27 protein-coding genes are annotated in these 26,225 nt (G+C 41.6%); all 27 read left to right on the top strand.

The features are described 5' to 3' along the window. Window positions 1-23 precede the first annotated feature (23 nt). The 27 genes from NYE63_RS08610 to hslU all read left to right on the top strand — a co-directional run bounded on the left by NYE63_RS08610 (window position 24) and on the right by hslU (window position 26,224). On the top strand, window positions 24-257 hold the full coding sequence (locus tag NYE63_RS08610; RefSeq protein WP_034313729.1) for an acyl carrier protein: 234 nt from the start codon (window positions 24-26) through the stop codon (window positions 255-257). A 264-nt stretch (window positions 258-521) separates the two neighbouring features. Continuing rightward, entirely contained in the window at window positions 522-1,262 is a 741-nt protein-coding gene (gene rnc, locus NYE63_RS08615) for a ribonuclease III (RefSeq protein WP_063231888.1), read from the top strand. 24 nt (window positions 1,263-1,286) lie between these two features. After that, complete coding sequence (smc, locus tag NYE63_RS08620) at window positions 1,287-4,850, top strand: chromosome segregation protein SMC (RefSeq protein WP_342604809.1); 3,564 nt, start codon at window positions 1,287-1,289, stop codon at window positions 4,848-4,850. A 27-nt stretch (window positions 4,851-4,877) separates the two neighbouring features. Further along, window positions 4,878-5,894 carry a signal recognition particle-docking protein FtsY gene (gene ftsY, locus NYE63_RS08625; protein WP_063231886.1) on the top strand — a complete coding sequence of 339 codons (1,017 nt, stop codon included), beginning with the start codon at window positions 4,878-4,880 and terminating at the stop codon, window positions 5,892-5,894. A gap of 255 nt (window positions 5,895-6,149) precedes the next feature. Continuing rightward, window positions 6,150-6,482: a putative DNA-binding protein gene (locus NYE63_RS08630; RefSeq protein WP_061462382.1), complete on the top strand. Its 333-nt coding sequence runs from the start codon at window positions 6,150-6,152 to the stop codon at window positions 6,480-6,482. Between the two features lie 11 nt (window positions 6,483-6,493). Next, entirely contained in the window at window positions 6,494-7,834 is a 1,341-nt protein-coding gene (gene ffh, locus NYE63_RS08635) for a signal recognition particle protein (RefSeq protein WP_342604810.1), read from the top strand. A 153-nt stretch (window positions 7,835-7,987) separates the two neighbouring features. After that, a complete protein-coding gene (gene rpsP, locus NYE63_RS08640) occupies window positions 7,988-8,260 on the top strand; it encodes a 30S ribosomal protein S16 (RefSeq protein ID WP_034313715.1) in 273 nt (90 codons plus the stop codon). A gap of 13 nt (window positions 8,261-8,273) precedes the next feature. Continuing rightward, window positions 8,274-8,504, top strand: a complete 231-nt coding sequence (locus NYE63_RS08645; RefSeq protein WP_048684915.1) for a KH domain-containing protein — start codon at window positions 8,274-8,276, stop codon at window positions 8,502-8,504. Window positions 8,505-8,725: 221 nt separating this feature from the next. Next, complete coding sequence (locus tag NYE63_RS08650) at window positions 8,726-9,112, top strand: YlqD family protein (RefSeq protein ID WP_034313711.1); 387 nt, start codon at window positions 8,726-8,728, stop codon at window positions 9,110-9,112. Window positions 9,113-9,122: 10 nt separating this feature from the next. Further along, window positions 9,123-9,641, top strand: a complete 519-nt coding sequence (gene rimM, locus NYE63_RS08655) for a ribosome maturation factor RimM (RefSeq protein WP_342604811.1) — start codon at window positions 9,123-9,125, stop codon at window positions 9,639-9,641. Continuing rightward, window positions 9,641-10,375 (top strand): tRNA (guanosine(37)-N1)-methyltransferase TrmD, encoded by a 735-nt coding sequence (trmD, locus tag NYE63_RS08660; protein ID WP_342604812.1) that lies wholly within the window; start codon window positions 9,641-9,643, stop codon window positions 10,373-10,375. Before rimM ends, trmD begins: the two co-directional genes overlap by 1 nt. 130 nt (window positions 10,376-10,505) lie before the next feature. Further along, window positions 10,506-10,853: a 50S ribosomal protein L19 gene (rplS, locus tag NYE63_RS08665; RefSeq protein WP_034313702.1), complete on the top strand. Its 348-nt coding sequence runs from the start codon at window positions 10,506-10,508 to the stop codon at window positions 10,851-10,853. Between the two features lie 217 nt (window positions 10,854-11,070). After that, window positions 11,071-11,631, top strand: a complete 561-nt coding sequence (lepB, locus tag NYE63_RS08670; RefSeq protein ID WP_342604813.1) for a signal peptidase I — start codon at window positions 11,071-11,073, stop codon at window positions 11,629-11,631. 17 nt (window positions 11,632-11,648) lie between these two features. Next, entirely contained in the window at window positions 11,649-12,521 is an 873-nt protein-coding gene (gene ylqF, locus NYE63_RS08675) for a ribosome biogenesis GTPase YlqF (RefSeq protein WP_342604814.1), read from the top strand. A gap of 164 nt (window positions 12,522-12,685) precedes the next feature. Next, entirely contained in the window at window positions 12,686-13,459 is a 774-nt protein-coding gene (locus tag NYE63_RS08680; RefSeq protein WP_342605712.1) for a ribonuclease HII, read from the top strand. Window positions 13,460-13,471: 12 nt separating this feature from the next. Then, complete coding sequence (locus NYE63_RS08685; protein WP_342604815.1) at window positions 13,472-13,603, top strand: hypothetical protein; 132 nt, start codon at window positions 13,472-13,474, stop codon at window positions 13,601-13,603. Window positions 13,604-13,699: 96 nt separating this feature from the next. Beyond that, window positions 13,700-14,227: a hypothetical protein gene (locus NYE63_RS08690; protein ID WP_342604816.1), complete on the top strand. Its 528-nt coding sequence runs from the start codon at window positions 13,700-13,702 to the stop codon at window positions 14,225-14,227. Window positions 14,228-14,565: 338 nt separating this feature from the next. After that, the gene (locus NYE63_RS08695; RefSeq protein ID WP_342604817.1) at window positions 14,566-15,393 is read left to right on the top strand and encodes a hypothetical protein; all 828 of its coding nucleotides are present in this window, start codon (window positions 14,566-14,568) and stop codon (window positions 15,391-15,393) included. Continuing rightward, a complete protein-coding gene (locus tag NYE63_RS08700; protein WP_342604818.1) occupies window positions 15,390-15,662 on the top strand; it encodes an EscU/YscU/HrcU family type III secretion system export apparatus switch protein in 273 nt (90 codons plus the stop codon). Before NYE63_RS08695 ends, NYE63_RS08700 begins: the two co-directional genes overlap by 4 nt. Before the next feature lie 490 nt (window positions 15,663-16,152). Beyond that, a complete protein-coding gene (sucC, locus tag NYE63_RS08705) occupies window positions 16,153-17,313 on the top strand; it encodes an ADP-forming succinate--CoA ligase subunit beta (RefSeq protein WP_061462395.1) in 1,161 nt (386 codons plus the stop codon). Window positions 17,314-17,331: 18 nt separating this feature from the next. Beyond that, window positions 17,332-18,234, top strand: a complete 903-nt coding sequence (sucD, locus tag NYE63_RS08710) for a succinate--CoA ligase subunit alpha (protein WP_342604819.1) — start codon at window positions 17,332-17,334, stop codon at window positions 18,232-18,234. A gap of 117 nt (window positions 18,235-18,351) precedes the next feature. Next, window positions 18,352-19,218 carry a DNA-processing protein DprA gene (gene dprA, locus NYE63_RS08715; protein ID WP_342604820.1) on the top strand — a complete coding sequence of 289 codons (867 nt, stop codon included), beginning with the start codon at window positions 18,352-18,354 and terminating at the stop codon, window positions 19,216-19,218. Between the two features lie 264 nt (window positions 19,219-19,482). Next, on the top strand, window positions 19,483-21,558 hold the full coding sequence (gene topA, locus NYE63_RS08720) for a type I DNA topoisomerase (protein ID WP_342604821.1): 2,076 nt from the start codon (window positions 19,483-19,485) through the stop codon (window positions 21,556-21,558). A 426-nt stretch (window positions 21,559-21,984) separates the two neighbouring features. Next, a complete protein-coding gene (gene trmFO / locus NYE63_RS08725; RefSeq protein WP_063231875.1) occupies window positions 21,985-23,292 on the top strand; it encodes an FADH(2)-oxidizing methylenetetrahydrofolate--tRNA-(uracil(54)-C(5))-methyltransferase TrmFO in 1,308 nt (435 codons plus the stop codon). Between the two features lie 59 nt (window positions 23,293-23,351). Beyond that, window positions 23,352-24,254 (top strand): tyrosine recombinase XerC, encoded by a 903-nt coding sequence (gene xerC / locus NYE63_RS08730; RefSeq protein WP_342604822.1) that lies wholly within the window; start codon window positions 23,352-23,354, stop codon window positions 24,252-24,254. Window positions 24,255-24,274: 20 nt separating this feature from the next. After that, window positions 24,275-24,802, top strand: coding sequence for an HslU--HslV peptidase proteolytic subunit (hslV, locus tag NYE63_RS08735; protein ID WP_048684874.1), 528 nt, complete (start codon window positions 24,275-24,277; stop codon window positions 24,800-24,802). Between the two features lie 12 nt (window positions 24,803-24,814). Continuing rightward, on the top strand, window positions 24,815-26,224 hold the full coding sequence (gene hslU / locus NYE63_RS08740; protein ID WP_048684871.1) for an HslU--HslV peptidase ATPase subunit: 1,410 nt from the start codon (window positions 24,815-24,817) through the stop codon (window positions 26,222-26,224). Window position 26,225: the final 1 nt, after the last annotated feature.

Below are 26,225 nucleotides of genomic sequence, written 5' to 3' on the forward strand. Positions count from 1 at the left end.
TGTCTTGAGGGGAGGTGAACACATTGGCAGATGTATTAGAAAGAGTAACTAAAATCGTTGTAGATCGTTTGAACGTAGAAGAATCAGAGGTAAAACTTGAAGCTTCTTTCAAAGAAGATCTTGGTGCCGATTCCCTGGATGTAGTCGAACTAGTCATGGAATTCGAAGACGAGTTTGATATGGAAATTTCGGACGATGACGCTGAAAAAATCGCCACAGTAGGTGATGCTGTGAATTACATACAAAGCACTATGTAATGAATGTCATTTGACTAAAAGCTCCGTTTTTTAACGGGGCTTTCTCTTATTGCATAAAGAAGTTTGATGCAGCTGCAGATAAGGGAATGAGCATGTACACGGGTAAGCTCCGCCTGCATGGCAGTGGCCTTTTGCCATTAGTTTTCTTTAGGCGGATAATAATGTATGATGGTACATAGGAAAGCTTGACAGGAATTCCTGCCAGGTTTCTTTTTATATTTTGGAAAAATATGCTTTTTGAACCGTTGTGGAGGGTTTTGTGTGATGCGTAGGAACGGAAATAATCGTAAACCATCAATGAAGGATAATAAATTTAAACAGTTGCAAGAAAATCTGGGTTTTCATTTTAAAGATGAAAATTTATTGAAACAAGCTTTTACACATTCATCTTATGTGAATGAGCATCGCCGTAAGCCTTATGAAGATAATGAAAGGCTTGAATTCTTGGGGGACGCTGTACTTGAACTGACCATCTCTAAATACCTATATCAAAAATATCCGATGATGAGCGAAGGTGAACTTACCAAACTAAGGGCAGCCATTGTGTGTGAGCCTTCACTTGTTGCTTTTGCCAATAGTCTTTCTTACGGGGAATATGTATTACTCGGAAAAGGGGAAGAAATGACGGGTGGAAGAGAACGACCTGCCATGCTTGCGGATGTATTCGAAGCCTACATTGGTGCTTTGTACCTTGATCAAGGATTAGAGCCAGTTGTGCAGTTTTTGACGAATGTCGTGTTTCCGAAGATAGACGAGGGTGCTTTTTCTCATGTGATGGATTATAAGAGCCAGCTTCAGGAGCTGATCCAGCGGGATGCCATCGGTGTCCTGCAATATAAGATTTTGCAGGAAAAAGGACCAGCTCATAATCGGGAGTTTGTTTCGACCGTCTCCCTGAATGGGGAAGAGCTGGGATCTGGAATAGGAAAGTCCAAAAAAGAAGCGGAGCAGCATGCTGCCGAGCATGCATTGATCGTTTTAAAAGAAAAAAAATCAACAAGATAGTTGAACAGTAGAGGGGGAAAGGTCATGTTCCTCAAACGTTTGGACGTTGTAGGATTTAAATCTTTCGCAGAGAAAATTTCGATTGATTTTGTACCTGGTGTCACGGCAGTGGTTGGACCAAACGGAAGCGGTAAAAGTAATGTGACCGATGCAGTCCGATGGGTACTTGGAGAGCAGTCTGCGAAATCACTGCGTGGAGCAAAAATGGAAGATATCATCTTTTCGGGAAGTGACACGAGGAAAGCGTTGAATTTTGCGGAAGTATCATTGACCCTTGATAACGAGACCAATTCCCTGCCGATTGACTTTCATGAAGTCAGTGTGACAAGGCGTGTATATCGATCGGGAGAAAGTGAATTTTTCATTAATAATCAAGGTTGCCGTCTGAAAGACATCATAGACCTTTTCATGGATTCTGGTCTTGGGCGAGAAGCCTTTTCAATCATCAGCCAAGGGAAAGTGGAAGAAATCCTAAGCAGTAAGGCTGAAGAGAGACGAGTGATCTTTGAAGAAGCAGCCGGTGTCCTGAAGTATAAAACAAGAAAACGAAAAGCGGAATCGAAGCTGACGGAAACACAGGATAACTTAAACCGTGTCCATGATATCCTCCATGAATTGGAGGGGCAGGTGGAGCCGTTAAAAATTCAGTCTTCCCTCGCCAAGGAATTTTTGGCGAAGAAAGAAGAGCTTGAGCAAATAGAAGTGGCTTTAACCGTTTTTGAAATAGAAGAACTTTATGAGAAATGGGAAAAACTGTCACAGGAACTCGAAAAGCATAATGAAATGGAACAGCAAATGGCAGGACAGCTTCATGACAGGGAAGCGCATCTCAAAAAGCTAAGGGATAGTCTTGCGACGCTTGAGACATCGATCAATGGACTTCAGGAAATTCTCCTGAATGCCAGCGAAGAACTTGAAAAACTTGAAGGCCGTAAAGAAGTTTTGAAAGAACGGAAAAAAAATGCTGCCCAAAACAAGTCACAACTAGAAAAAGCGATAGTGGAAGGTGAGGCTGCTGTCGAGCGTTTGTCTTTGCAAAAGGAAAGAGAAACGGAAATCCTGAATGCACTGAACTTGGAAGTGAAAGGGATTTCTGAAACCTTACATGAAAAACAAAAAAGCCTAGGCCTATTCAATAGTGATATCGAAGCGATGATCGAAGCGAAAAAGAGTGACTATATCGAGTGGTTGAACAAGCAAGCATCGGCTAAAAACGAAAAACAATACCTGCTCCAGCAGCTAACACAGCAGGAACATAAAAATGCTAAACTTGATATGGAAAATGAAAAGTTCTTAACCGAAAGAATGGATATCACTGCTAAAAAAATGGAATATTCCCAGCTGATGGACAATATGACAAAGCAGCTTGAAGAGCATGTCACTTATTTCCGAAATCAGCAGAATAAATTGAATGCGGCAAAAGATACGTATCAAAAACAAGAAACCACCCTTTATAAGGCCTATCAATTCCTTCAACAGGCAAAATCACGTAAGGAACTGCTTGAAGAAATGGAAGATGATTATGCAGGCTTTTTTCAGGGTGTAAAAGAGGTTTTGAAAGCGAAAGAAACCCTTCGAGGCATTGAAGGGGCAGTTGCGGAATTGATAAAGGTACCAAAGGAATATGAAACGGCCATCGAAACGGCTCTGGGCGGAGCGATGCAGCATGTTGTCGTGGAACGCGAAGAGCATGCACGGGAAGCCATTTCCTTCTTGAAGAAAAATAGGTATGGGCGTGCGACGTTCTTGCCTTTATCAGTCATAAAGGCAAGAGAAATATCAGCTAACCAATTATCGATGCTGAAGAGTCATTCAGCTTTTGTGGGGACGGGTTCCTCATTGATCCAATATGATGATAGGCATGCAGCAATTGCTGAAAACCTATTAGGAACCGTGATGATCACCACAGATTTAAAAGGTGCAAATGACCTGGCGAAAATGATGCAGCACCGTTTCCGCTTCGTAACACTTGAAGGGGATATCGTCAATCCAGGTGGTTCAATGACTGGTGGAGCCTTAAAGCAAAAAACGACCTCCCTGCTTTCAAGGAAAACGGAATTGGAAGAGCTCCATCAAAAACTTGCTGCCATGGAAGCCAAAACGAATCAGCTGGAAAAGCAAGTCAAACAGCTCAAAGTGGATGTGGGTGTTCAAGAGCAAACGCTTGAACAAACCAGAAAAACAGGAGAGAGTCTTCGATTACAAGAACAAACCCTTAAGGGAGAACTCCGTGAAGTTGAGCTGCAGGAAAGAAATGTGAATGAGCGGCTGCAGCTTTATGATTTGGATAAAAATTCATATTTAGAAGAACAAAAGCAAAAAACGGCAAGACTTGAAGAGCTGGAAGAACTTTTGGAATCATGTAAAACGGAGATTGAAGGGCTGGACCGGTTGATTTCCGAAATGACCGAGCAAAAGCAATCTCAACAATCCTCAAAAGAGAGCCTTGCTGAAGAAACGAATGAACTGAGGGTAATGCTGGCCTCTAAGCGTGGGCAGCTACAAAACCAAAAAGAGAAGATGGAACGCATTGAATCGGATCTTTCAAAGGAAACAAGCAGGCTTGCCGAAAACAAAGATGATTTAGGGCTTCTGACCAATGAAATGACAGACAGTTCAAGCGGGGAAGAGTCCCTGGAAGATATGGCTCAACAGAAATTGCTCGATAAAAATGGAGCAATTGAAGGAATCACCATAAAAAAACAGGAAAAAAACGAGCTTCTAACGGAAGTTGAAACGCTTGAACTGTCCTTAAAGGAAGAAAATCGAATTTATAGAGGCATTGTCGAAGTGATTAAGGATGAAGAAGTGAAATTAACTCGTCTGGATGTCGAACTGGAAAATCGCCTCGACCACTTGAGAGAAGAATATACCATTTCCTTTGAAGGTGCTAAAGAACAGTATCCATTAATGATGCCTGCAGAAGAGGCTCAAAAAAGGGTGAAGCTCATCAAGCTTGCAATCGAGGAATTGGGGACGGTGAATCTAGGTGCAATTGATGAATACGCACGTGTAGCTGAACGCTATGAATTCCTTCTTAGTCAAAAGGAAGACCTTCAACAGGCGAAAGATACATTATTCCAAGTCATCGATGAAATGGATGATGAAATGAAGCGACGCTTTGCGGATACCTTTTATTCGATCCGTGAAGAATTCGAACAAGTCTTCAAAGCTTTATTTGGAGGAGGCAGAGCGGAGCTAAAACTGACAAATCCGGATGATTTACTAAATACAGGGGTAGATATTATTGCACAGCCTCCTGGGAAAAAACTGCAAAATTTGAGCCTCTTATCCGGGGGAGAACGAGCATTGACAGCCATAGCCCTATTATTCTCCATTCTAAAAGTGCGTCCGGTGCCTTTCTGTATCCTTGATGAAGTCGAGGCAGCGCTTGATGAGGCGAATGTCGTCCGGTTCAGTCAATTTTTAAGGAAGTTCAGCAGGGAAACGCAGTTCATCGTTATTACTCACCGCAAAGGCACGATGGAAGAGGCGGATGTCTTATATGGCATTACGATGCAGGAGTCAGGCGTCTCCAAACTTGTTTCAGTCCGGATGGAAGAATCAGAAAACTTTATTGAAGTTTAAAATTCATGAATTAGAGGAAGTGGGACAATGAGTTTTTTCAAAAAGCTAAAAGAGAAATTTACGACCCAGGAAGAAAAAGAAAAATCAGTTGAAGCAGAAGTATCCATAGGGGAAAAATTCAAGCAAGGTTTGACAAAGACGAGAAATTCCTTTACTGGAAGGGTTAATGAACTTGTTGCCCGTTACCGGAAAGTGGATGAGGACTTTTTTGAAGAACTTGAAGAAATCCTGATACAGGCTGATGTAGGCTTTGACACTGTGATGGAACTAATTGATCAATTAAAAATGGAAGTCAAGCTTCGCAATATCTCTGATACGAGGGAAGTGCAGTCAGTTATTTCCGAAAAGCTTGTTGAAATCTACCAGGGTGATGATGAAGAGACTTCAAGCCTGAATATACAAGAAGAAGGTTTGACGGTCATTTTGTTTGTAGGGGTTAACGGGGTAGGTAAAACGACTACTATTGGTAAACTTGCCCATAAATTCAAAACGGAAGGTAAATCTGTCGTATTGGCTGCCGGGGATACCTTCCGTGCCGGTGCGATTGAGCAGCTTGAGGTTTGGGGGGAGCGTGTCGGTGTCAGTGTAATCAAACAGGGTGAAGGCTCTGACCCTGCAGCGGTCATGTTCGATGCCATTCAGGCCGCCAAGGCACGAAAAGCTGATATCCTAATCTGTGACACTGCCGGTCGCTTACAGAATAAAGTGAATTTAATGAAGGAATTGGAAAAGGTGAAACGTGTAATTGAACGTGAAGTACCAGGTGCACCACACGAGGTGTTGCTTGCCCTTGATGCTACAACTGGACAAAATGCCCTTATTCAGGCCAAGACATTCAAGGAAGCGACCAATGTTTCCGGTATTGTTTTAACAAAGCTTGATGGCACCGCAAAAGGTGGAATTGTTTTAGCAATTCGCAATGAATTGGCCATTCCCGTTAAATTTGTCGGGCTAGGTGAAAAAATGGACGATCTACAGGAATTCGATGCTGAGAAATATGTTTATGGCCTTTTTGCTGATATCATCGATAAAGAAGAGGTTTAAGAAAAATTGTAAGCCGGAAGAGATTATTCTCTTCTGGTTTTTTTTGTCCTTGCATAAATGAGCCCCATTCTTAATACAGGATTCAAAGTGGCTATTTGGAGGAACAATTGCAGAAAGGTCTAAAAAAAGCGAAAAAAAGAAAAAAATAATGCTTTGCAACAAGTGGTAAGGAGTTTAACTTGACATCAAATAAACAAGGCTTTACAATATAAACTTGTAAAGGGTTTTCACTTAACAGCAGGGAGGCTTGCTAAGATGCTTGAAAAGACAACGCGGATTAATTATTTGTATGACTTTTACCAATCGTTGTTAACAGAGAAGCAGCAGAGCTACATGTCCCTCTACTATCTGGATGATTACTCTCTTGGCGAGATTGCCGATGAATACGAAGTCAGTAGGCAGGCAGTCTATGATAATATAAAAAGAACAGAAGCGATGCTTGAGGAATACGAAGCAAAGCTATTGTTATTTCAAAAATTTCAAGAGCGTAACCAGTGGATTGCGAATATGAAGGGACTCATAGAAAAGGATTCCTTTTCAAAAGAGAAGCTGCTAGACGCAATCACAACGCTTGAGAAGTTGGATTAGGAGGCGGCAATATGGCATTTGAAGGATTGGCCGACCGACTGCAGAGCACGATGCAAAAGATCCGTGGAAAAGGGAAGGTCAACGAAGCGGACGTAAAAGAAATGATGCGAGAAGTTCGATTGGCCCTGCTTGAAGCGGATGTTAACTTTAAAGTCGTGAAGGATTTTGTAAAACGTGTCAGTGAACGTTCGGTAGGTCAGGAAGTGCTGAAAAGCTTAACCCCCGGTCAACAGGTAATTAAAGTAGTTAAGGAAGAATTGACGGAGCTGATGGGCGGCGAACAGAGCAAGATTGCCGTTGCCTCGAAACCACCGACTGTCATTATGATGGTAGGGCTTCAGGGTGCTGGTAAAACGACGACCACCGGAAAGCTTGCCAATCTTCTTAGAAAAAAATACAACCGCAAGCCATTGCTCGTTGCGGCTGATATTTACCGTCCGGCGGCGATTAAGCAGCTTGAAACACTTGGCAAACAATTAAGCATGCCTGTTTTCTCCCTTGGGGACCAGGTCAGTCCTGTTGAAATTGCCAAACAGGCAATTGAAAAAGCTAAGGAAGAACATCATGATTATGTGTTGATTGATACCGCAGGCCGCCTTCATGTTGATGAAAACTTGATGGGCGAACTGAAGGATATCAAAGAGTTGACAAAACCTGATGAAATCTTCCTGGTTGTCGATGCGATGACAGGTCAGGATGCGGTCAATGTAGCCCAAAGCTTCAATGAACAGCTAGGCCTGACAGGAGTCGTATTAACGAAACTTGATGGGGATACACGTGGTGGTGCGGCACTTTCAATTCGTTCAGTCACCGACACGCCGATTAAATTCGTCGGTATGGGTGAAAAATTGGATGCACTTGAAGCGTTCCATCCAGAACGGATGGCGTCAAGGATCCTCGGCATGGGTGATGTATTGACCCTTATTGAAAAAGCACAGGCCAATGTAGATGAAGAAAAAGCGAAAGAATTAGAGAAAAAGATGCGTACAGCCACTTTTACCTTTGATGATTTCCTTGAGCAGCTTGGTCAGGTGCGGAATATGGGACCGCTTGATGATATTCTGAAAATGATTCCCGGTGCGAATAAAATGAAAGGGATGGACAACCTTCAGATCGATGAGAAACAGATCGGTCATGTTGAAGCTATCATCCGTTCAATGACAACGCATGAAAAGGAACATCCAGAAACCATGAATGCATCCCGCAAGAAACGGATTGCCAAAGGCAGCGGCAGATCTATTCAAGAAGTGAACCGTCTACTGAAGCAATTCGAAGAAATGAAAAAGATGATGAAACAGGTTACGAACATGCAAAAAGGAAAGAAAAAGGGATTTAAATTCCCGTTCATGTAAGGTTAATTTTAGGTCAAAACTGAGGCGAAATACGGGTCGAAGCCATGTATTTCAACACTTTTTTTACCTGTTAAGAAAAAAACCTTTACAAACATACAAGACATTTGATATTATACTATCTTGTGTGAAACTATTCGGAGGTGCTTATTTAAAATGGCAGTAAAAATTCGCTTAAAACGTATGGGAGCTAAAAAATCTCCTTTCTATCGTATTGTAGTTGCAGATTCTCGTTCACCACGTGACGGACGTTACATTGAAGTGGTAGGAACTTATAACCCGGTGACTCAACCAGCTAAAGTTGAAATCAACGAAGAGCTTGCTCTTAAATGGTTACAAGATGGAGCTAAACCATCTGATACAGTTCGTAACTTATTCTCTACACAAGGCATCATGGAAAAATTCCATGTTGCAAAAAACAGCAAGTAATCGACGGTAGTTGATGAAAGCACTGATTGAAACGATTGTTTCAGCACTTGTGGATTATCCGGAAGAAGTTATCGTGACCTCCAAGGAAGAATCCGACCGGATTGTCTATATCCTCTCCGTTCATAAAGAGGACATGGGCAAGGTGATCGGTAAACAAGGGCGTGTTGCTAAGGCGATTCGGACTGTGGTATATGCAGCAGGATCTTCACAGCAGAAGAAAATCTATTTGGAGATTTCCGAATAAGGAGGGTTAATAGCCCTCCTTTTTTTGTACTTCAAGAAAGTGAAATTCCGACTTAGATCCTAATTGAATAGACCCGGACTTTAAACTTTACGCCTTTTTAAGACGCATCTTTTACCGATTTACGTTATACTTAAGAGAATGACCCCCATTTCAAAAAGATTACCCCATCATACATATTTTTTGAAGGAAATAAGAAATCATAGATAATAGGAGGTGCTGGAATGAAAATTCTCCAAAATGTAATCGTTAACCAAGTATTAACGGAATCCAGCAAGAATCAGCTCCTCGAGAAATACAAGTCAAAACGCCTTCAGCTTCAAAAAGAGAGTGAACAGCTTCGCTTTGAACTGAAAAAACTTGAAAAAACAAGAACTCTCCAACCTGCTAGTCTCCGTGCTCATTTCGAAAAAGAAATAAACCAGAGGCAAGAGAAAATTAAACTGCTTGAATTTCAAATGGAGCAGTTGGAGATCCTTCCTGCAGGTAGTGAATTGAAGGAACGGGAAGTTCAAAGTATTATTGATGTGGAAATTGGGGCAGATTGGGACGAAATTATGGCAACGAAGACCATTGTCATTAAAGATGGAATCGTCTCGGAAATTCGTTAGAGGTGAAAGAATGGAAAATTGGTTTAATGTAGGTAAAATTGTCAACACACATGGTCTTTTAGGAGAAGTCCGTGTTATTTCTTCAACAGACTTTCCAGAAAAACGATACAAAGTGGGAAATACTCTGTATTTGTTTAGGGACACGGAGAAAAAACCTTTGCCGCTAATCATCAGGTCGCATCGCACCCATAAAAACTTTAATCTATTGACGTTCGAGAACTATTATAACGTCGGACAGGTCGAGGCTTTTAGAAACGGGGTCCTGAAAGTCAAGGAAGCACAGCTTGGTAAATTGGACGAAGGTGAGTTCTACTTCCATGAAATCATCGGCTGTTCGGTATTTACTGATGAAGGCATGGAAGTTGGGGAAATCATTGAGGTTCTTACGCCTGGTGCAAATGATGTTTGGGTCATTAAGAAAGCTGGCAGTAAGGACGTCCTGATCCCGTATATTGAACAAATTGTAAAAGAAGTGGATATTTCTGCTAAAAAGGTCATCATTACACCGATGGAAGGACTTTTAGACTGATGAAAATCGATGTGCTTTCGCTTTTTCCAGAAATGTTCGAAGGGGTATTTGGTTCGTCAATCTTAAAAAAAGCTGCGGAAAAGCAGGCTGTCAGCTATAAGGTGACAAATTTTCGAGATTATGCTGATAATAAGCATTCGACGGTAGACGATTATCCGTATGGCGGCGGTGCCGGAATGGTATTGAAGGCACAACCGATCTTTGATGCTATGGAGGCTCTTAAAGGGCAAGGTGAGCTAACCCCAAGGGTAGTCCTGCTTTGTCCCCAGGGAGAGCGTTACACGCAGAAAAAAGCCGAAGAGTTTGCTGAAGAGGAACATCTCATTTTCATTTGCGGGCATTATGAAGGCTATGATGAGCGCATCCGGGAGCATGTCGTAACTGATGAAATATCGATTGGTGACTTTGTGCTTACAGGCGGGGAATTGGGGGCAATGGTCATTATTGACAGCGTTGTGCGCTTGCTGCCTGGTGTTCTGGGAAATGTTGACTCCCCGATTCTTGATTCCTATTCTTCTGGTTTGTTAGAGCATCCCCATTATACTAGACCTGCAGATTTCCGGGGGATGAAAGTTCCCGATCCGCTAATATCCGGGAATCATAAAAAAATCGATGAATGGCGGATGAAGGAATCTCTGCGCAGAACTTGGATTCGACGTCCGGATTTGCTCGATAGTTATGAACTATCGGAAGTTGAAAAAAAATTATTGTCCGAGATTAAAAAAGAAGACTGATGTCTATTGCATCGGCGTTTATAGTATGATAGGATATACCTTGTGACTTGGGCAAAATGCTCAGTCTTATAACGATGTTCCGCTGCAAACAATAAGTATTTGCAAGAGCGTCCAGGAGGAGTTGAAATCGATGCAAAATCTTATTAACGAAATCACAAAAGAACAACTTCGCTCAGATCTTCCATCATTCAGACCTGGTGACACAGTACGTGTACACGTAAAGGTTATTGAAGGAACTCGCGAACGTATCCAGTTGTTTGAAGGCGTTGTAATCAAACGTCGTGGCGGCGGAGTTAGTGAAACTTTCACAGTACGTAAGATCTCTTACGGCGTTGGAGTAGAACGTGCTTTCCCTGTTCACACACCAAAAATTGCGAAACTAGAAGTTATCCGTCACGGTAAAGTACGTCGTGCGAAACTTTATTACCTACGCGAACTTCGTGGTAAAAAAGCACGTATTAAAGAAATTCGTCGTTAATTCTTCGAATATCTTCAAGCGGGTTTACCATGATCCACATAAGGTGAATAACCAAACAGTATCATGCAAAAAAGGGAGCTTGTTTATCAGGCTCCCTTTTTGCACTTTAAGAAACGATGAATACACATACGGTGAAAACTATATAGAATCCTGCTCGCTATAGCGTCCGCAACATGTTAAAATAATTGTTGATATGCTTCAAAAAGGGTGGGTAAGGATGGCGAAAAAGAAAAATGAATTGTGGGAATGGACAAAGGCGGTCATAATCGCTGTTATAGCGGCGACGCTGATTCGTTATTTCCTCCTGGCTCCTATTGTTGTGGACGGCAATTCCATGATGCCGACATTAAAGGATACGGATCGCATGATCGTTAATAAAATCTCCTATTCGATTGGTGAACCGAAAAGATTCGACATTATCGTTTTCGAAGCTCCAGAAGGCAAAGATTACATAAAGCGGGTCATCGGGTTGCCAGGGGAAAAAGTGGAATATAGAGATGATACTCTTTACGTGAATGGAAAAGCTTATGATGAGCCATACTTGGATGAATATAAAAAACAATTGATTGATGGCGGTGCTTTGACGGAACCTTTTACATTAAGTGATGTCATAGAACAAGGAACGGTGCCTGAAGACCACCTATTTGTCCTAGGGGATAATCGCCGTTTTAGTAAGGATAGCCGCCATATTGGCGTAGGTGTCGTTCCTTACGATAAAGTGTTAGGAAAAACTAAATTAGTTTATTGGCCGATTGAAGACTTTCGATTGGCGGAATAGTAGGAAGGTGGATTCCATTGACAATACAGTGGTTCCCTGGCCATATGGCCAAAGCAAGACGGGAAGTAACAGAGAAATTAAAACTGATCGACATCATCTTTGAACTTGTGGATGCCCGGATTCCGGCATCTTCACGAAATCCGATGATAGATGAAATCATTCAGCATAAACCGAGGGTTATCCTTTTGAATAAAGCTGATATGGCCGATCCGGTAAAAACGAATATGTGGCTTGAACATTATAAATCGCAGGGGAAAACGGCGATTGCCATTAATTCACAGGCAGGAAACGGTTTAAATCAGATTACCGCCGCTTCCAAAAAACTTTTAAAAGAGAAGTATGATCGGATGGAATCAAGAGGAATAAAGCCGAGAGCGATCCGTGCCATGATAGTAGGTATTCCAAATGTGGGGAAATCGACATTAATCAATCGACTTGCCAAAAAGAACATTGCTAAAACAGGTAATACACCTGGCGTCACGAAAGCGCAGCAATGGATAAAAGTTGGTAAGGAATTGGAATTGCTCGACACACCGGGGATTCTCTGGCCGAAATTCGAGGATCAAGAAGTAGGTTTGAAGCTTGCATTGACAGGTGCGATCAAGGATACGATTTTAAATTTGCACGAAGTCTCATTATACGGCCTTCGCTTTTTGGAAAAAGAATATCCGGATAGATTGAAATCCCGTTATAACCTGGATGTAATTCCGCAGGAAACGCTCGAATTGTTCGATGCAGTCGGAAAGTTCAGGGGCTGTTTAGCATCTGGAGGCTTCATCGATTATGACAAAACCGCAGAGTTGGTCGTACGCGAAATCCGTTCAGAAAAGATGGGCCCGCTTACGTTTGAGGTCCCTATGGATTATGAAGAGGATGATATCCCCGAATAAGATTAGCATTGACTTGATTGTTGTAATACGGAGCTGGAGTTTGATGTCGAAAAGGCTTTTTCTTTTTGATGTCTCTTTTCCGCTCCGTATTTTTGTTTGAACTGTAGAATGGAAGCAAGACTGCCGATAATTAATATGATGGGTGATAAAAGATGATAACTGCAATGAGCATTAAGGAAATCTCCTCAAAGTTAAAGACAATAAGAGAGCCCGGAGATTTATTTTTACAAGAATGCCGGGAGGACGGACGAAAGGGAGTAAACGACTTAGTAAGTAAATGGCAAAGAGCTTATGAAAAAGAACAACAGGTAAGGGAAGCTTTCACGGAAATGACGGAATTTGAAAGGCAATTGCGAAAACAGGGGTTTTGCATTCTGGCTGGTATCGATGAAGTGGGAAGAGGACCGCTGGCAGGACCAGTTGTGACGAGTGCAGTCATCTTGCCTGAAACTTTTTATTTACCAGGGCTTAATGATTCTAAAAAGATTCCAGAGTCAAAAAGGGAACTGTTTTATGAAATGATTTTTAAGGAAGCACTATCCATAGGTGTAGGTGTTGTACATAGCGAAGTAATTGATAAAATCAATATTTATCAAGCTACGAAAAAGGCAATGGTGGCCGCATTGAACGATCTGTCAGAACTTCCTGATCATTTGTTGATCGATGCCATGGAACTGGATGTGCCGATTCCGCAGCTTTCACTCATAAAGGGAGACTCAAGAAGCATTAGCATCTCTGCGGCTTCCATAATAGCGAAAGTGACCCGTGATAGGATGATGAAGGAATATGGTGAAAAATATCCGGAATATGGTTTTGAAAAGCACATGGGTTACGGGACAAGCCAACATTTAGAAGCGCTCGACACGCACGGGCTTACACCTTGGCATAGAAGAAGTTTTGCACCAGTTAAGGAAATCGCTGCACGAATGAAAGACTAAGGGGGATGAGTGGTGCAATCCATAACAAGCGGTCAACCAGCATTTTCACCCATTGAAATAAAAGGAACTGCGAGTTTGAAAAACGGGCAAATCCTTTTCGGGAAGGTGAATAAGGTTTTTCCTAACCAAACGGCCGAGGTATAGATTGGCCATCAAAAAATGATTGCCACTCTCGATATCGCGCTTCGAACAGGAGAAAAGTATTGGTTTCAAGTGCAACACCCAATTGAGGGGAAGGTCGTGTTAAAAGCTTTAGATACCCCCGATTTGAACATTTCCGGCTTAAAGGGAACAGCTGTACATTTGATCGCTCATCTCGGCATAACGCCCGAACCGGCCGCAACGAAGCTTGCCGAATATCTCCTGACAAATAGCATGCCGATAACCAAGGAAACTTTTCAGTCCGCTTTGCAATGGTTAAAAACTTCTGATGCTGCAGAAGTAGGTCTGCCTGTAATAAAAACAATGTTCATTCAGCAACTGCCTTTTGTAAAAGAGGTTTTTGATGCATTATTAACACAGTCCAATGGTGAACCTTTCCACAAACTCCTCAGTGGCTTCAAGCAGCAGCTGCAGGACGGTGGGCCAGGAACGAGGATAGCAGTCAAGCTTATGGGGGTATTGGACTCTTTACATGTTGCTAATCAGAACCAGTTTCAACAAATCGGTTTGAAAAAACTAGTGACCACTTGGCTGAATTCTGATTCAACACCAGAAATGAAATCAGGTGCATTTTCCCTGCTTCAAAAGACGGGTTTCGTTCCATAGGGAATTACGGAATCTGTCTTTCTGGAAAATTTAATAGATGGAGCTGAGGCTAGTTCCGATATTCCTAAGAATTCAGCGATTGATAAATTATACCAAGGATTGCAGCTGCTTTCCGAGGCAAAAAGCGGAGCATTTGCAAAAGTTGAAGAGATCGAAATTGCTATTAATCGCATATTGAATAGTCATGATCATGAGGAGACAAAACTGCCAATTGATGTCCACTCGATTCAGAGAAAAAACATTTCTGTAGAAAAAAAATTTCCCCTCTTGCCTTACATTTACTTCAGAGTGCTTTTATCGAAGCGGCAGCTAAAAAGGCAGTAGGCGGAAAAATAGAAGTGAATGACCTTATAGGCTACTTGAATAAGAACACAGAGCAAGTAGCTAAGGCGAAGGGTAAGGCTGCTGAATTACTGTTTCAGTCGCTTAATAAGCTTCCTGAGGCCCAATACGCTAGAATTAATGAGAAGCTGGTCCTTTCACATGTATTGGATACTGAGTTTCAAACAATCGATTTCACAAATGGGGCTTCTGTTGCACACCAACTGAAAGAAATGACCAAGATTCTTGGTCTTCAGCTGGAACATGCACTCATTAATCTTTCTGGAGATGATATGGCGGATTTCCATAAGGATTTAGAGACACTTAAACCATTGCTGCTGAAATTGCTGAATGAGCAAATTCCAGCATCTATCAAGGAGATGGCAGAACAAATCCTAAATCGGATTACTGCGCAACAGATCCTTTCACAGGAAAACGGGCCGATTCATAATTTACTCCTTACACTTCCCCTCAATCTGGGATCTACTCAAACGGATCTAACGTTACAATGGAGCGGAAGAAAAACAGAAGATGGCAAAATAGATCCGGATTACTGCCGAGTCCTATTTTATTTAGAATTGGAACGCCTTAAAGAGACGGTCATCGACATGCAGGTTCAAAACCGAATCATAAAAGTGACGGTCATCAATGGGCATGGTGCGATCCTTGAAGAGGCAGCCGGTCAATATCTTGACATCCTGAGAGAGAATCTGGGAAAAATGGATTACAGATTATCAGGGGTTTCATTTGTAAATCCCGTGAATGACAAAGACCGGGACCTAAGAGTGAAACCGATTCCTTTTTCAGAATCCGGTTCATATAATGGAATGGATATACGAATATGATAAATGATAAACGAAAAGAAGCCATTGCTTTAAAGTATGATCAAAAGACATCAAAAGCGCCCGTCATATTGGCGAAGGGGAAAGGTAAAATGGCTGAAAATATTCTGGAAAAGGCCATGAAACTGGATATACCGGTTCAAAGGGACGAATCGCTTGCTGCACTGTTAGCACAATTGGATATAAATCAAACGATTCCGGAAGAATTGTATGGAGCTGTTGCAGAGGTATTTGCATTCATTTATAAAGTTGACAAGGACATGAATCGGTAGGAGCTTAATTATCCATTTGATTTTATCAAATGGATTTCTGTTGGTTTATGTAGAATATTAGGGAAATTACCGGCGAATTTTCATTATATTAAAAAAATACTAAACTATTTGCAAAAGGACAAGGCCGTGGCTTTGTCCTTTTGCTTTTCCTTTGAATCAAGACAAGGATAACCGTAATTTTTCTCGAAAAGATCTCTGAGTTAATATGATGAAAAGGCTTTCGTGAAAGTGTTTTTAATAGATTTATAACTGTAATTACTTTTTTTTGAATAGAATTTTAGAACCAAAATAAATGATTTCAATAAGAAAAAAACACAATGGCGAAGAAGGTTTTTACCATTTTACACAAGGGTATGGAAGTATATTATAATAATATTTTTAAAATTTTGTGAAAGAATATTATGCACGAAGGAGAATTTTGTTGTAATATGGTAGAGAAAACACGCATTAAATTTCAAGGTTGGTTTTTAGTAGATAAGGAGGATGGGAAATGAATATCCATGAGTATCAGGGGAAAGAGATATTGCGACAATACGGGGTATCCGTTCCAAATGGCCGGGTTGCCTTTACTGTTGATGAAGCAGTGGAAGCAGCGAAGGAGTTAGGTACGGAAGTTGTTGTCGTCAAAGCTCAAATTCATGCGGGCGGCCGCGGGAAAGCCGGCGGAGTCAAGGTAGCGAAGAATCTTGATGAAGCACGTACATATGCAGAAGAGATTCTTGGTAAGACGCTGGTGACCCATCAAACAGGACCTGCAGGCAAGGAAGTTAAGCGTTTACTTATTGAAGAAGGCTGCGACATTACGAAGGAATATTATATCGGGCTGGTCCTTGACCGTGCTACGAACAGTGTCGTATTGATGGCTTCTGAAGAAGGCGGAACGGAAATTGAGGAAGTGGCTGAAAAGACACCAGAGAAAATTTTCAAAGAAGTAATCGATCCGGTTGTCGGCCTGACTGGCTTCCAGGCACGTAGGATTGCATTCAATATCAATATTCCGGCTTCACTTATAAACAAAGCTTCCAAACTGATGGTTAACTTATATACTGCTTTCGTTGAAAAAGATTGCTCAATCGCAGAAATCAACCCATTAGTGGTTACGGGCGATGGCAATGTAATGGCACTTGATGCTAAATTGAATTTCGATGATAATGCGATTTATCGCCATAAAGACATCGCGGAGTACCGTGATCTGGATGAAGAGGATGCGAAAGAGATTGAAGCATCAAAACATGGCCTTAGTTACATATCGCTTGACGGAAATATCGGATGCATGGTTAATGGTGCCGGACTTGCTATGGCAACGATGGACATCATTAAACATTATATGGGAGACCCGGCTAACTTCCTTGACGTTGGTGGCGGTGCTACTGAGGAAAAAGTAAAAGAGGCTTTCAAAATCATCCTATCCGATCAAAATGTTAAAGGCATCTTCGTTAATATCTTCGGAGGAATCATGAAATGTGACATCATCGCGACAGGCGTAGTGGCTGCTGCTAAAGAGCTTGGCCTGGATGTCCCTCTTGTTGTTCGTCTTGAAGGAACGAATGTGGACCTTGGCAAAAAGATTCTAAAAGAATCAGGTTTAAATATTACGGCTGCTGAATCAATGGCAGATGGGGCACAAAAAATAGTATCACTTGTAGGATAATAGGCAGGGGGGAACATAATGAGCGTTTATATTAATAAAGATACGAAAGTGATCGTTCAGGGAATCACTGGTGCAACAGCATTATTTCATACAAAACAAATGTTGGAATACGGCACGAAAATCGTTGGAGGAGTCACTCCAGGTAAAGGCGGAACAGAAGCGGAAGGGGTACCTGTATTCAATACAGTTTCCGAAGCTGTCACTGAAACCGAAGCGACTGCATCTGTTATCTATGTACCGGCTCCATTTGCTGCCGATGCAATTCTAGAAGCCGTTGACGCAGAACTTGATCTTGTCATTTGTATCACGGAACATATTCCTGTCCTGGATATGGTCAAGGTGAAGCGGTACATGGAAGGCAAAAAAACTCGCTTGATCGGACCGAACTGCCCAGGTGTCATTACTCCTGAAGAGTGTAAGATTGGTATCATGCCAGGATATATCCACAAAAAAGGCCATGTAGGTGTAGTTTCTCGTTCTGGAACTTTAACGTACGAGGCCGTTCACCAATTATCACAAGCAGGCATTGGGCAATCTTCGGCTGTAGGTATCGGTGGGGATCCCGTAAACGGAACGGATTTCATTGATGTTTTGAAAGCTTTCAATGACGATCCGGAAACACATGCGGTGATCATGATCGGGGAAATCGGCGGAACGGCAGAAGAAGAAGCAGCAATCTGGGTGAAGGAAAATATGACTAAGCCAGTTGTTGGTTTCATTGGTGGCCGTACGGCACCTGCAGGTAAACGCATGGGACATGCTGGTGCCATTATCTCAGGAGGAAAAGGGACTGCTGACGAGAAAATCCGCGTTATGAACGAATGTGGAATTAAAGTTGCCGAAACTCCGTCCGTAATGGGTGAAACGTTGATATCTGTCTTGAAAGAAAAAGAAATTTACGAACCATGTAAAACACATTGATTTAAGCTGGGCCGACCTTTTTTGGGTCGGTCTTTATTTCCCTCCACTTTCCTCGGAGTGACCGAGTACATCACTATCAACCTACCTTTAAAAATATCCGATTAGGGGCGTTTCCTATTGAACACAAAAGAAAAGTTAATCCATCTCCATCATTGCCGCGGAGCAGGATGGAAAACAATCAAAACAATCATGTCCAAAGACCCGTCATTATCTTCCCTGTTCACGACGAATTACGTTGAATGGGCAAAAATGCTCCCTATCCCTTCAAATAAACTTAACCTCTTTTACAAGGATTTACATTCACTCAATACCATCGATAAACTTAAAAAATACGAAAATAGCCAAATCCATTGTTTGACGATCTTCGATGATGAATATCCTTTTTTGCTGAAGCAAATATTCGATCCTCCGTGGGTTCTTTATTTAAAAGGTGATAAGAAGCTTTTAACAAGGAAGAATACGCTAGGTGTTGTTGGAACACGTAAGCCAACCTCGTATGGTCTGGAGGCCTTAAAAACGATTCTAATACCGCTTGTAAAGAAAAAGTTCGTGATCATAAGCGGAGTGGCGGCTGGAATCGATGCAGAATCACATAAGATCGCATTAAAGGAAGGCGGAGATACGATTGGGGTTTTAGGTGGGGGGCTTTTGCAAATATATCCGAAATCCAATGTTACCCTTGCTGAGGAAATCATCAATAAAGGTCTGCTTATATCTGAGACGCGACCGGAAATGAAGGCGGAACCTTGGATGTTTCCGCTTAGGAATCGAATCATCAGTGGATTATCACAGGGAGTATTCGTGGTCGAGGCAAAAGAAAGAAGCGGTTCCCTTATTACGGCACAATCTGCTTTGGAACACGGCAGGGAGGTATTTGCACTTCCTGGTAATGTTACGAGCCCTGAATCACTGGGGACCAATCAATTGATTCAGGATGGTGCCAAACTTGTTTTGAGTTCCAGGCAGATCGAAGAAGAGTTTTGAACAATATAATATAGAAGATAGACGGAGAATCAAGCGGGAAATTAGAAAAAAAGGCGCTTTTTTAGAAGGATGGGTTGAATTATTAGACAAAAAGGTTGAAAATATTGTAAAACTGTTATAAGTTTTGCAAATGGCACCTCTTGTCAAAAACCTATAAATAAATGAATCAGCATGCTTTGAAAAGTAAAGAGGTGTTGACAAATGATTTTTGAATGATTAATAATAGTGAAGATTTATATTACCTCTTTGAGGAGGATTTATTGGATGTCAGAATACTTAGTGATTGTGGAATCGCCCGCAAAGGCGAAAACAATAGAACGTTACTTGGGAAAAAAATATAAAGTAAAGGCTTCCATGGGGCATGTACGCGATTTGCCTAAAAGTCAAATGGGTGTCGATGTTGAACATGAATATGAACCTAAATATATAACTATCCGCGGCAAAGGCCCGGTTTTAAAAGAATTGAAAACCGCTGCAAAAAAAGCGAAAAAAATCTATCTCGCGGCTGACCCCGACAGGGAAGGGGAAGCCATTGCCTGGCATTTGGCTCACAGTCTTGATGTTGACGTTAACTCAGATTGCCGCGTGGTATTCAACGAGATCACGAAAGAGGCCATCAAAGAATCATTTAAATCACCGAGGCCAATAAATATGAAATTGGTTGATGCCCAGCAGGCAAGAAGGGTCTTGGATCGTTTGGTCGGATACAATATAAGCCCGCTTTTGTGGAAAAAGGTGAAAAAAGGCTTAAGCGCGGGACGGGTCCAATCGGTTGCTGTGCGAATGATCATTGACCGGGAGAAGGAAATCAAAGATTTTATCCCGGAAGAGTATTGGACAATCAAGGCTGATTTTGTAAAAGGAAAAGAACAGTTTGAAGGTTCTTTCTTCAGCCTTGGCGGAGAGAAGAAGGAATTAAATACCGAAGAGGACGTCAAAAAAGTGCTCGCTTCTTTAAATGGCGGCGAATTTACGATAGGAACTGTGGCTAAAAAGGAAAGAAGGCGCAATCCAGCTGCACCTTTTACAACTTCTTCCCTGCAACAAGAAGCGGCACGTAAATTGAATTTCCGTGCAAAGAAAACCATGATGCTTGCTCAGCAGCTTTATGAAGGAATCGAGCTTGGCAAGGAAGGTACAGTCGGGTTAATCACTTATATGAGAACCGATTCGACCCGTATTTCAGATGTTGCGAAAGAGGAAGTCCATACCTTCATTCAAAATAATTATGGTAAAGATTATGTTCAGGTTGAACAACGCAAGGAGAAAAAACAAACCAATGCCCAGGACGCCCATGAAGCAGTCAGGCCAACCAGCACATTACGTGAACCGGGTGTAGTCAAGGAGTTCTTATCCAGAGATCAATTCCGTCTTTATAAATTGATTTGGGAACGATTCGTTTCAAGTCAAATGTCTTCGGCGGTCATGGATACGATGAGCATCGACCTGCATAACCAGGATGTCATCTTCAGGGCAAATGGTTCAAAAATTAAATTTCCAGGTTTCATGAAGGTATATGTTGAAGGGTCCGATGACTCGGTGGAAGAAAAGGAAAATGCACTTCCGGATGTGAAAAAAGGAGATCAATTCTTTTCAAAAGATATCGAGCCGAAGCAGCATTTTACACAGCCTCCGCCCCGATATACTGAAGCCCGTCTTGTCAAAACCCTAGAGGAACTGGGAATAGGCCGTCCTTCTACATATGCTCCTACCTTGGATACGATTCAAAAACGGGGCTATGTTACCTTGGATAATAAACGGTTCATCCCGACAGAGCTTGGTGAGATCGTTCTTGAATTGATACGCGAATTCTTCCCGGATATTCTTGATGCAGAGTTCACTGCCAAGATGGAACAGGAATTCGACAGCGTCGAGGAAGGCAGTATCGAATGGATAAAGGTCATCGATGAATTTTATAAAGAATTTGCAGTTCATTTGGCTAAAGCCGAAGTCGAGATGGAGAAAATTGAAATCAAAGATGAACCTGCAGGTGAAGATTGCGTGGAATGCGGACATGGGATGGTCTTTAAGATGGGACGCTATGGAAAGTTCATGGCATGCAGTAATTTCCCGGATTGCCGTAATACAAAACCAATCGTTAAAGAAATCGGTGTCAAATGTCCAAAATGTAAAGAAGGAAACATCATTGAAAGGAAAAGTAAAAAACGCCGCATATTTTACGGGTGTGATACCTATCCTGGATGTGACTTCATATCTTGGGATAAACCGCTGCCGCGTAGTTGTCCAAAATGTGAAGGTACACTTGTTGAGAAAAAACTCAAAAAAGGCGTCCAGGTCCAGTGCATGGATTGTGATTTCAAAGAAATGCCCCAAGCATAGAAAAGACCGTGAAATCGTTTACTTTCCTTGTGAACAATCGAAAAATCCAACATATAAATTGACTCGGCATCTGCCGAGTTTCTTTATGTTCAGGAAAGTATGATATCATAATACTATATGGATTTACTTCCAAGAAGAAAATGGATAAAGCTTGAAACTTTTTTATTTAGGCCATGTGATGTAAAATTCAGTGGACAAGTATATTCTTTTAAAGATATAATTCCTATTTGCGTCCGTTACCCTTTTTAGAAAAGATGGAATGCAGGAAGAATGCCGGCTTTAGGGCATATGCTTTAAAATTATCGTTAGCAGGAATGAGTATTTCGGTTTAAATACATAGATATCGTTAAAAATGAAACTTTTATGAAAGCAGTTTTAATGATAAATGATCCTGTCTTATCATATCTATACATGGAGGTTCGAAAAATGAAAGAAACAAAAGTAAGTGTAATCGGTGCTGGGCTTGCTGGAAGTGAAGCGGCGTGGCAGTTAGCTAAAAGAGGAATTAAAGTCGATCTATATGAAATGCGCCCTGTAAAACAAACGCCAGCCCATCATACCGATAAATTCGCTGAACTTGTTTGTTCCAATTCACTTCGGGCAAATACTTTAACAAATGCAGTTGGTGTATTAAAAGAAGAAATGCGTATACTGGATTCGGTCATCATGTCTGCAGCAGATGCTTGTGCTGTACCGGCTGGCGGTGCTTTAGCTGTTGATCGTCATGAATTTGCCGGTCTTGTTACGGAAAGGGTCAAAAATCATCCAAATGTGACGGTCATTAATGAAGAAGTGACGGAAATTCCGGAAGGTCCTACCGTCATTGCAACCGGTCCGCTTACAAGTCAGTCACTATCTGACAGCTTAAAGCAAATCATGGATGAAGAATACTTGTACTTCTATGATGCTGCTGCACCAATTCTTGAAAAAGACAGCATCAACATGGATAAAGTATATTTGAAATCCCGTTATGATAAAGGGGAAGCAGCTTATTTGAACTGTCCGATGACGGAAGAAGAGTTTGACCGCTTTTATGAAGCTTTGATTGCTGCTGAAACAGTCCCACTTAAAGAATTCGAAAAAGAAATCTTTTTTGAAGGCTGCATGCCGATTGAAGTGATGGCATCACGTGGGAAGAAAACGATGTTATTTGGTCCGTTGAAGCCTGTTGGCTTAGAAGATCCAAAAACGGGAAAACGTCCTTTTGCTGTAGTTCAATTGCGTCAAGATGATGCGGCAGGAACACTCTACAATATTGTTGGTTTTCAGACACATTTGAAATGGGGGCCGCAAAAAGAAGTATTGCAGCTCATACCTGGTTTGGAAAATGCCGAAATTGTCCGTTATGGAGTTATGCATCGAAACACGTTCATAAACTCACCTAATGTTTTGAAGCCTACGTACCAATTCAAGAATCGGGATGATTTATTCTTTGCCGGTCAGATGACTGGCGTCGAAGGGTATGTAGAATCGGCTGCATCGGGACTGGTTGCAGGTATCAATGCTGCAAGGATCGTTCAAGGATTGGAGCCTATCATTTTCCCTGCGGAGACGACGATGGGCAGCATGGCAAGGTACATAACGTCGACGAATGGAAAGAGCTTCCAGCCGATGAATGCCAACTTTGGGTTGCTTCCAGACCTTGAAGTGAGAATCAAATCCAAAAAAGAGCGGAACGAAACGCATGCTAAACGCGCTTTGGACACAATTCAGAACTTTGTGAAAAATTTGTAAAATATTTGCCTGCTGTTTTAAAGTATGATACTATTTATTAGCCTTTGCGAGGTGTTTCCATGATTAATCAAAAAAAGGCATTATCATCCTTCATTGAATATTTACAAATTGAAAAAAACAGTTCACATTACACCATTGAAAATTATAAACGTGATATTCACGAATTTTTTCTGTTCCTTAATGAACAGGGCATTGAGGATATCACGTCCGTTGAATATTTTGATGTCAGGTTGTATTTAACGAATTTATATGAGAAAAAACTTTCTAAGCGCACTGTAGCAAGGAAAACTTCTTGCTTGCGGAGCCTTTATAAATTTTTACTACGTGAAGGTGATGTGAAGGAGAATCCTTTTTCTCTTGCTTCTTTACCTAAAAAGGATCAAAGACTGCCACGTTTTCTTTATGAGAAGGAAATGAATCAGTTGTTTTCTTCTTTAAAGAAAGATTCACCGATAGGAATAAGAAACAGTGCCTTGCTGGAATTATTGTATGCTACAGGCATTCGCGTAAGTGAATGTTGTGAGATTAAATTGCAGGATATCGATCTTTCCTTAGGTACGGTACTGGTCCATGGAAAAGGAAAAAAAGATCGCTACGTTCCGGTTGGTAGATATGCACAGGAAGCGATAGATTTATACATACGTACAGCCAGGATGGAATTGACTTCGTCTGACGCCAAGGCGCATGTTTATTTATTTGTTAATTTTCGTGGAGACCCTCTGACACCTAGGGGAGTTCGCTATATATTGAATGAATTGATTAAAAAGTCAGCCGCAGATGGAAGTCTTCATCCCCATATGCTAAGGCATTCGTTTGCTACACACCTATTGAATAATGGGGCGGACATTCGCACGGTTCAGGAATTGCTTGGTCATTCTAAAATTTCATCAACGCAAGTGTATACGCATGTTACAAAAGACCAATTAAAAAAAGTCTACAATGCATCACATCCGCGGCCTTAAATGTTGAAAGGGGACACTTTATGACAACGATATTTGCAGTGCATCATAAAGGTGAATGTGCCATGTCCGGTGATGGGCAGGTTACTTTAGGAAATTCAGTAGTGATGAAGCATACAGCGAGGAAAGTAAGAAAAATCTTTAATGGTAATGTCCTTGCAGGTTTTGCAGGTTCCGTTGCAGATGCATTCACTTTATTTGAGATGTTCGAAGCTAAACTTGAAGAGTATAATGGCAATCTTCAGCGTGCTGCCGTCGAAATGGCAAAGCAATGGAGAAGTGACAATGTATTGAGAAAGCTGGAAGCCATGCTAGTCGTAATGGATAAGAACCATTTACTGCTCGTTTCTGGTACCGGGGAAGTAATTGAACCGGATGACGGTATTCTCGCCATAGGATCGGGAGGGAATTATGCACTGGCTGCCGGCAGGGCATTAATGCGATTTTCCAGTGACCATTTATCAGCAAAGGAAATCGCCCAATCATCTTTACAAATTGCAGCGGAAATTTGTGTATTTACGAATACGAATATAATCGTGGAAGAGTTGTAAGGAGGAGCGCAAATGTCAAAAAAAGCTAATTTAACACCGAGGCAAATCGTTGAAAAACTGGATCAGTATATCGTAGGGCAGCGTGAGGCAAAACGGGCAGTGGCAGTGGCTCTTCGGAATCGCTACCGACGTTCCCTTCTCTCGGATCAACTTCGTGATGAAGTCGTTCCGAAGAATATATTAATGATTGGACCGACAGGCGTTGGGAAAACAGAAATAGCTCGGAGAATGGCTAAATTGGTAGGTGCTCCTTTTGTAAAGGTTGAAGCAACGAAATTTACGGAAGTCGGGTATGTCGGCCGGGATGTAGAGTCCATGGTTCGTGATTTGGTTGAGACTTCCGTCCGCCTCGTGAAGGAAGAAAAGATGGCCAGCGTAAAGGAACGGGCAGAAGAAAATGCAAATCGCCGTTTAATAGAGCTATTAGTGCCATCAACTAAAAAACAGAGTAATTTCAAGAATCCTCTTGAAGTCTTTTTTGGAGGCAATAACAATCAAGACGAACAGGATCCGGAAGAAAATTCCGAAGATTTAAGTTTGCAGGAAAAGAGAAAAATCGTCGCTGAAAAGCTGGCTAATGGTGAGTTAGAAAGTGAAATGATAACGGTCGAAGTGGAAGAACAGGCTGCTTCGATGTTTGATATGCTCCAAGGTTCGGGAATGGAACAAATGGGGATGAACATGCAGGACGCTTTAGGAAGCTTGATGCCGAAAAAAAGCAAGAAGCGCAAATTGAAAGTAAGTGAAGCGAGAACCGTTTTAACAAATGAAGAAGCGGCAAAATTGATTGATATGGATGAGGTCACATCCGATGCAGTATACGGGGCTGAACAAAATGGGATTATCTTCATAGATGAAATCGACAAAATTGCCAGTAAGCAATCTGGAAGTTCATCAGCGGATGTATCAAGAGAGGGTGTCCAAAGGGATATCCTGCCAATTGTTGAAGGTTCGACAGTAGTGACTAAATATGGTTCAGTTAAAACGGATCATGTCCTATTCATTGCTGCAGGGGCCTTTCATATGGCTAAGCCATCCGACCTTATCCCTGAATTACAAGGTAGATTCCCAATTCGTGTAGAATTGAACAAACTGACAGTAGACGACTTTGTACGGATTCTTCATGAACCGGATAATGCCTTGTTAAAACAATATGTTGCTTTATTAGAAACTGAAGGTATAGAAATTGAATTTTCTGACGATGCTGTTCGTAAGATAGCTGAAGTGGCCTTCGAAGTAAATCAAAACACAGACAATATTGGTGCAAGACGACTTCATACCATTTTGGAACGGTTGCTTGAAGACTTATCTTTTGAAGCTCCGGAAATAACGATGGAGAAGATTACAATTACGCCCCAATATGTCGAAGGTAAGCTTGGTTCTATCGCCCGGAATAAAGATTTAAGCCAGTTTATCCTTTAAT

Origin of the sequence: Peribacillus sp. FSL E2-0159 (genome assembly GCF_038643155.1) — a bacterium.
GTDB classification, from domain to species: Bacteria; Bacillota; Bacilli; order Bacillales; family DSM-1321; genus Peribacillus; species Peribacillus simplex.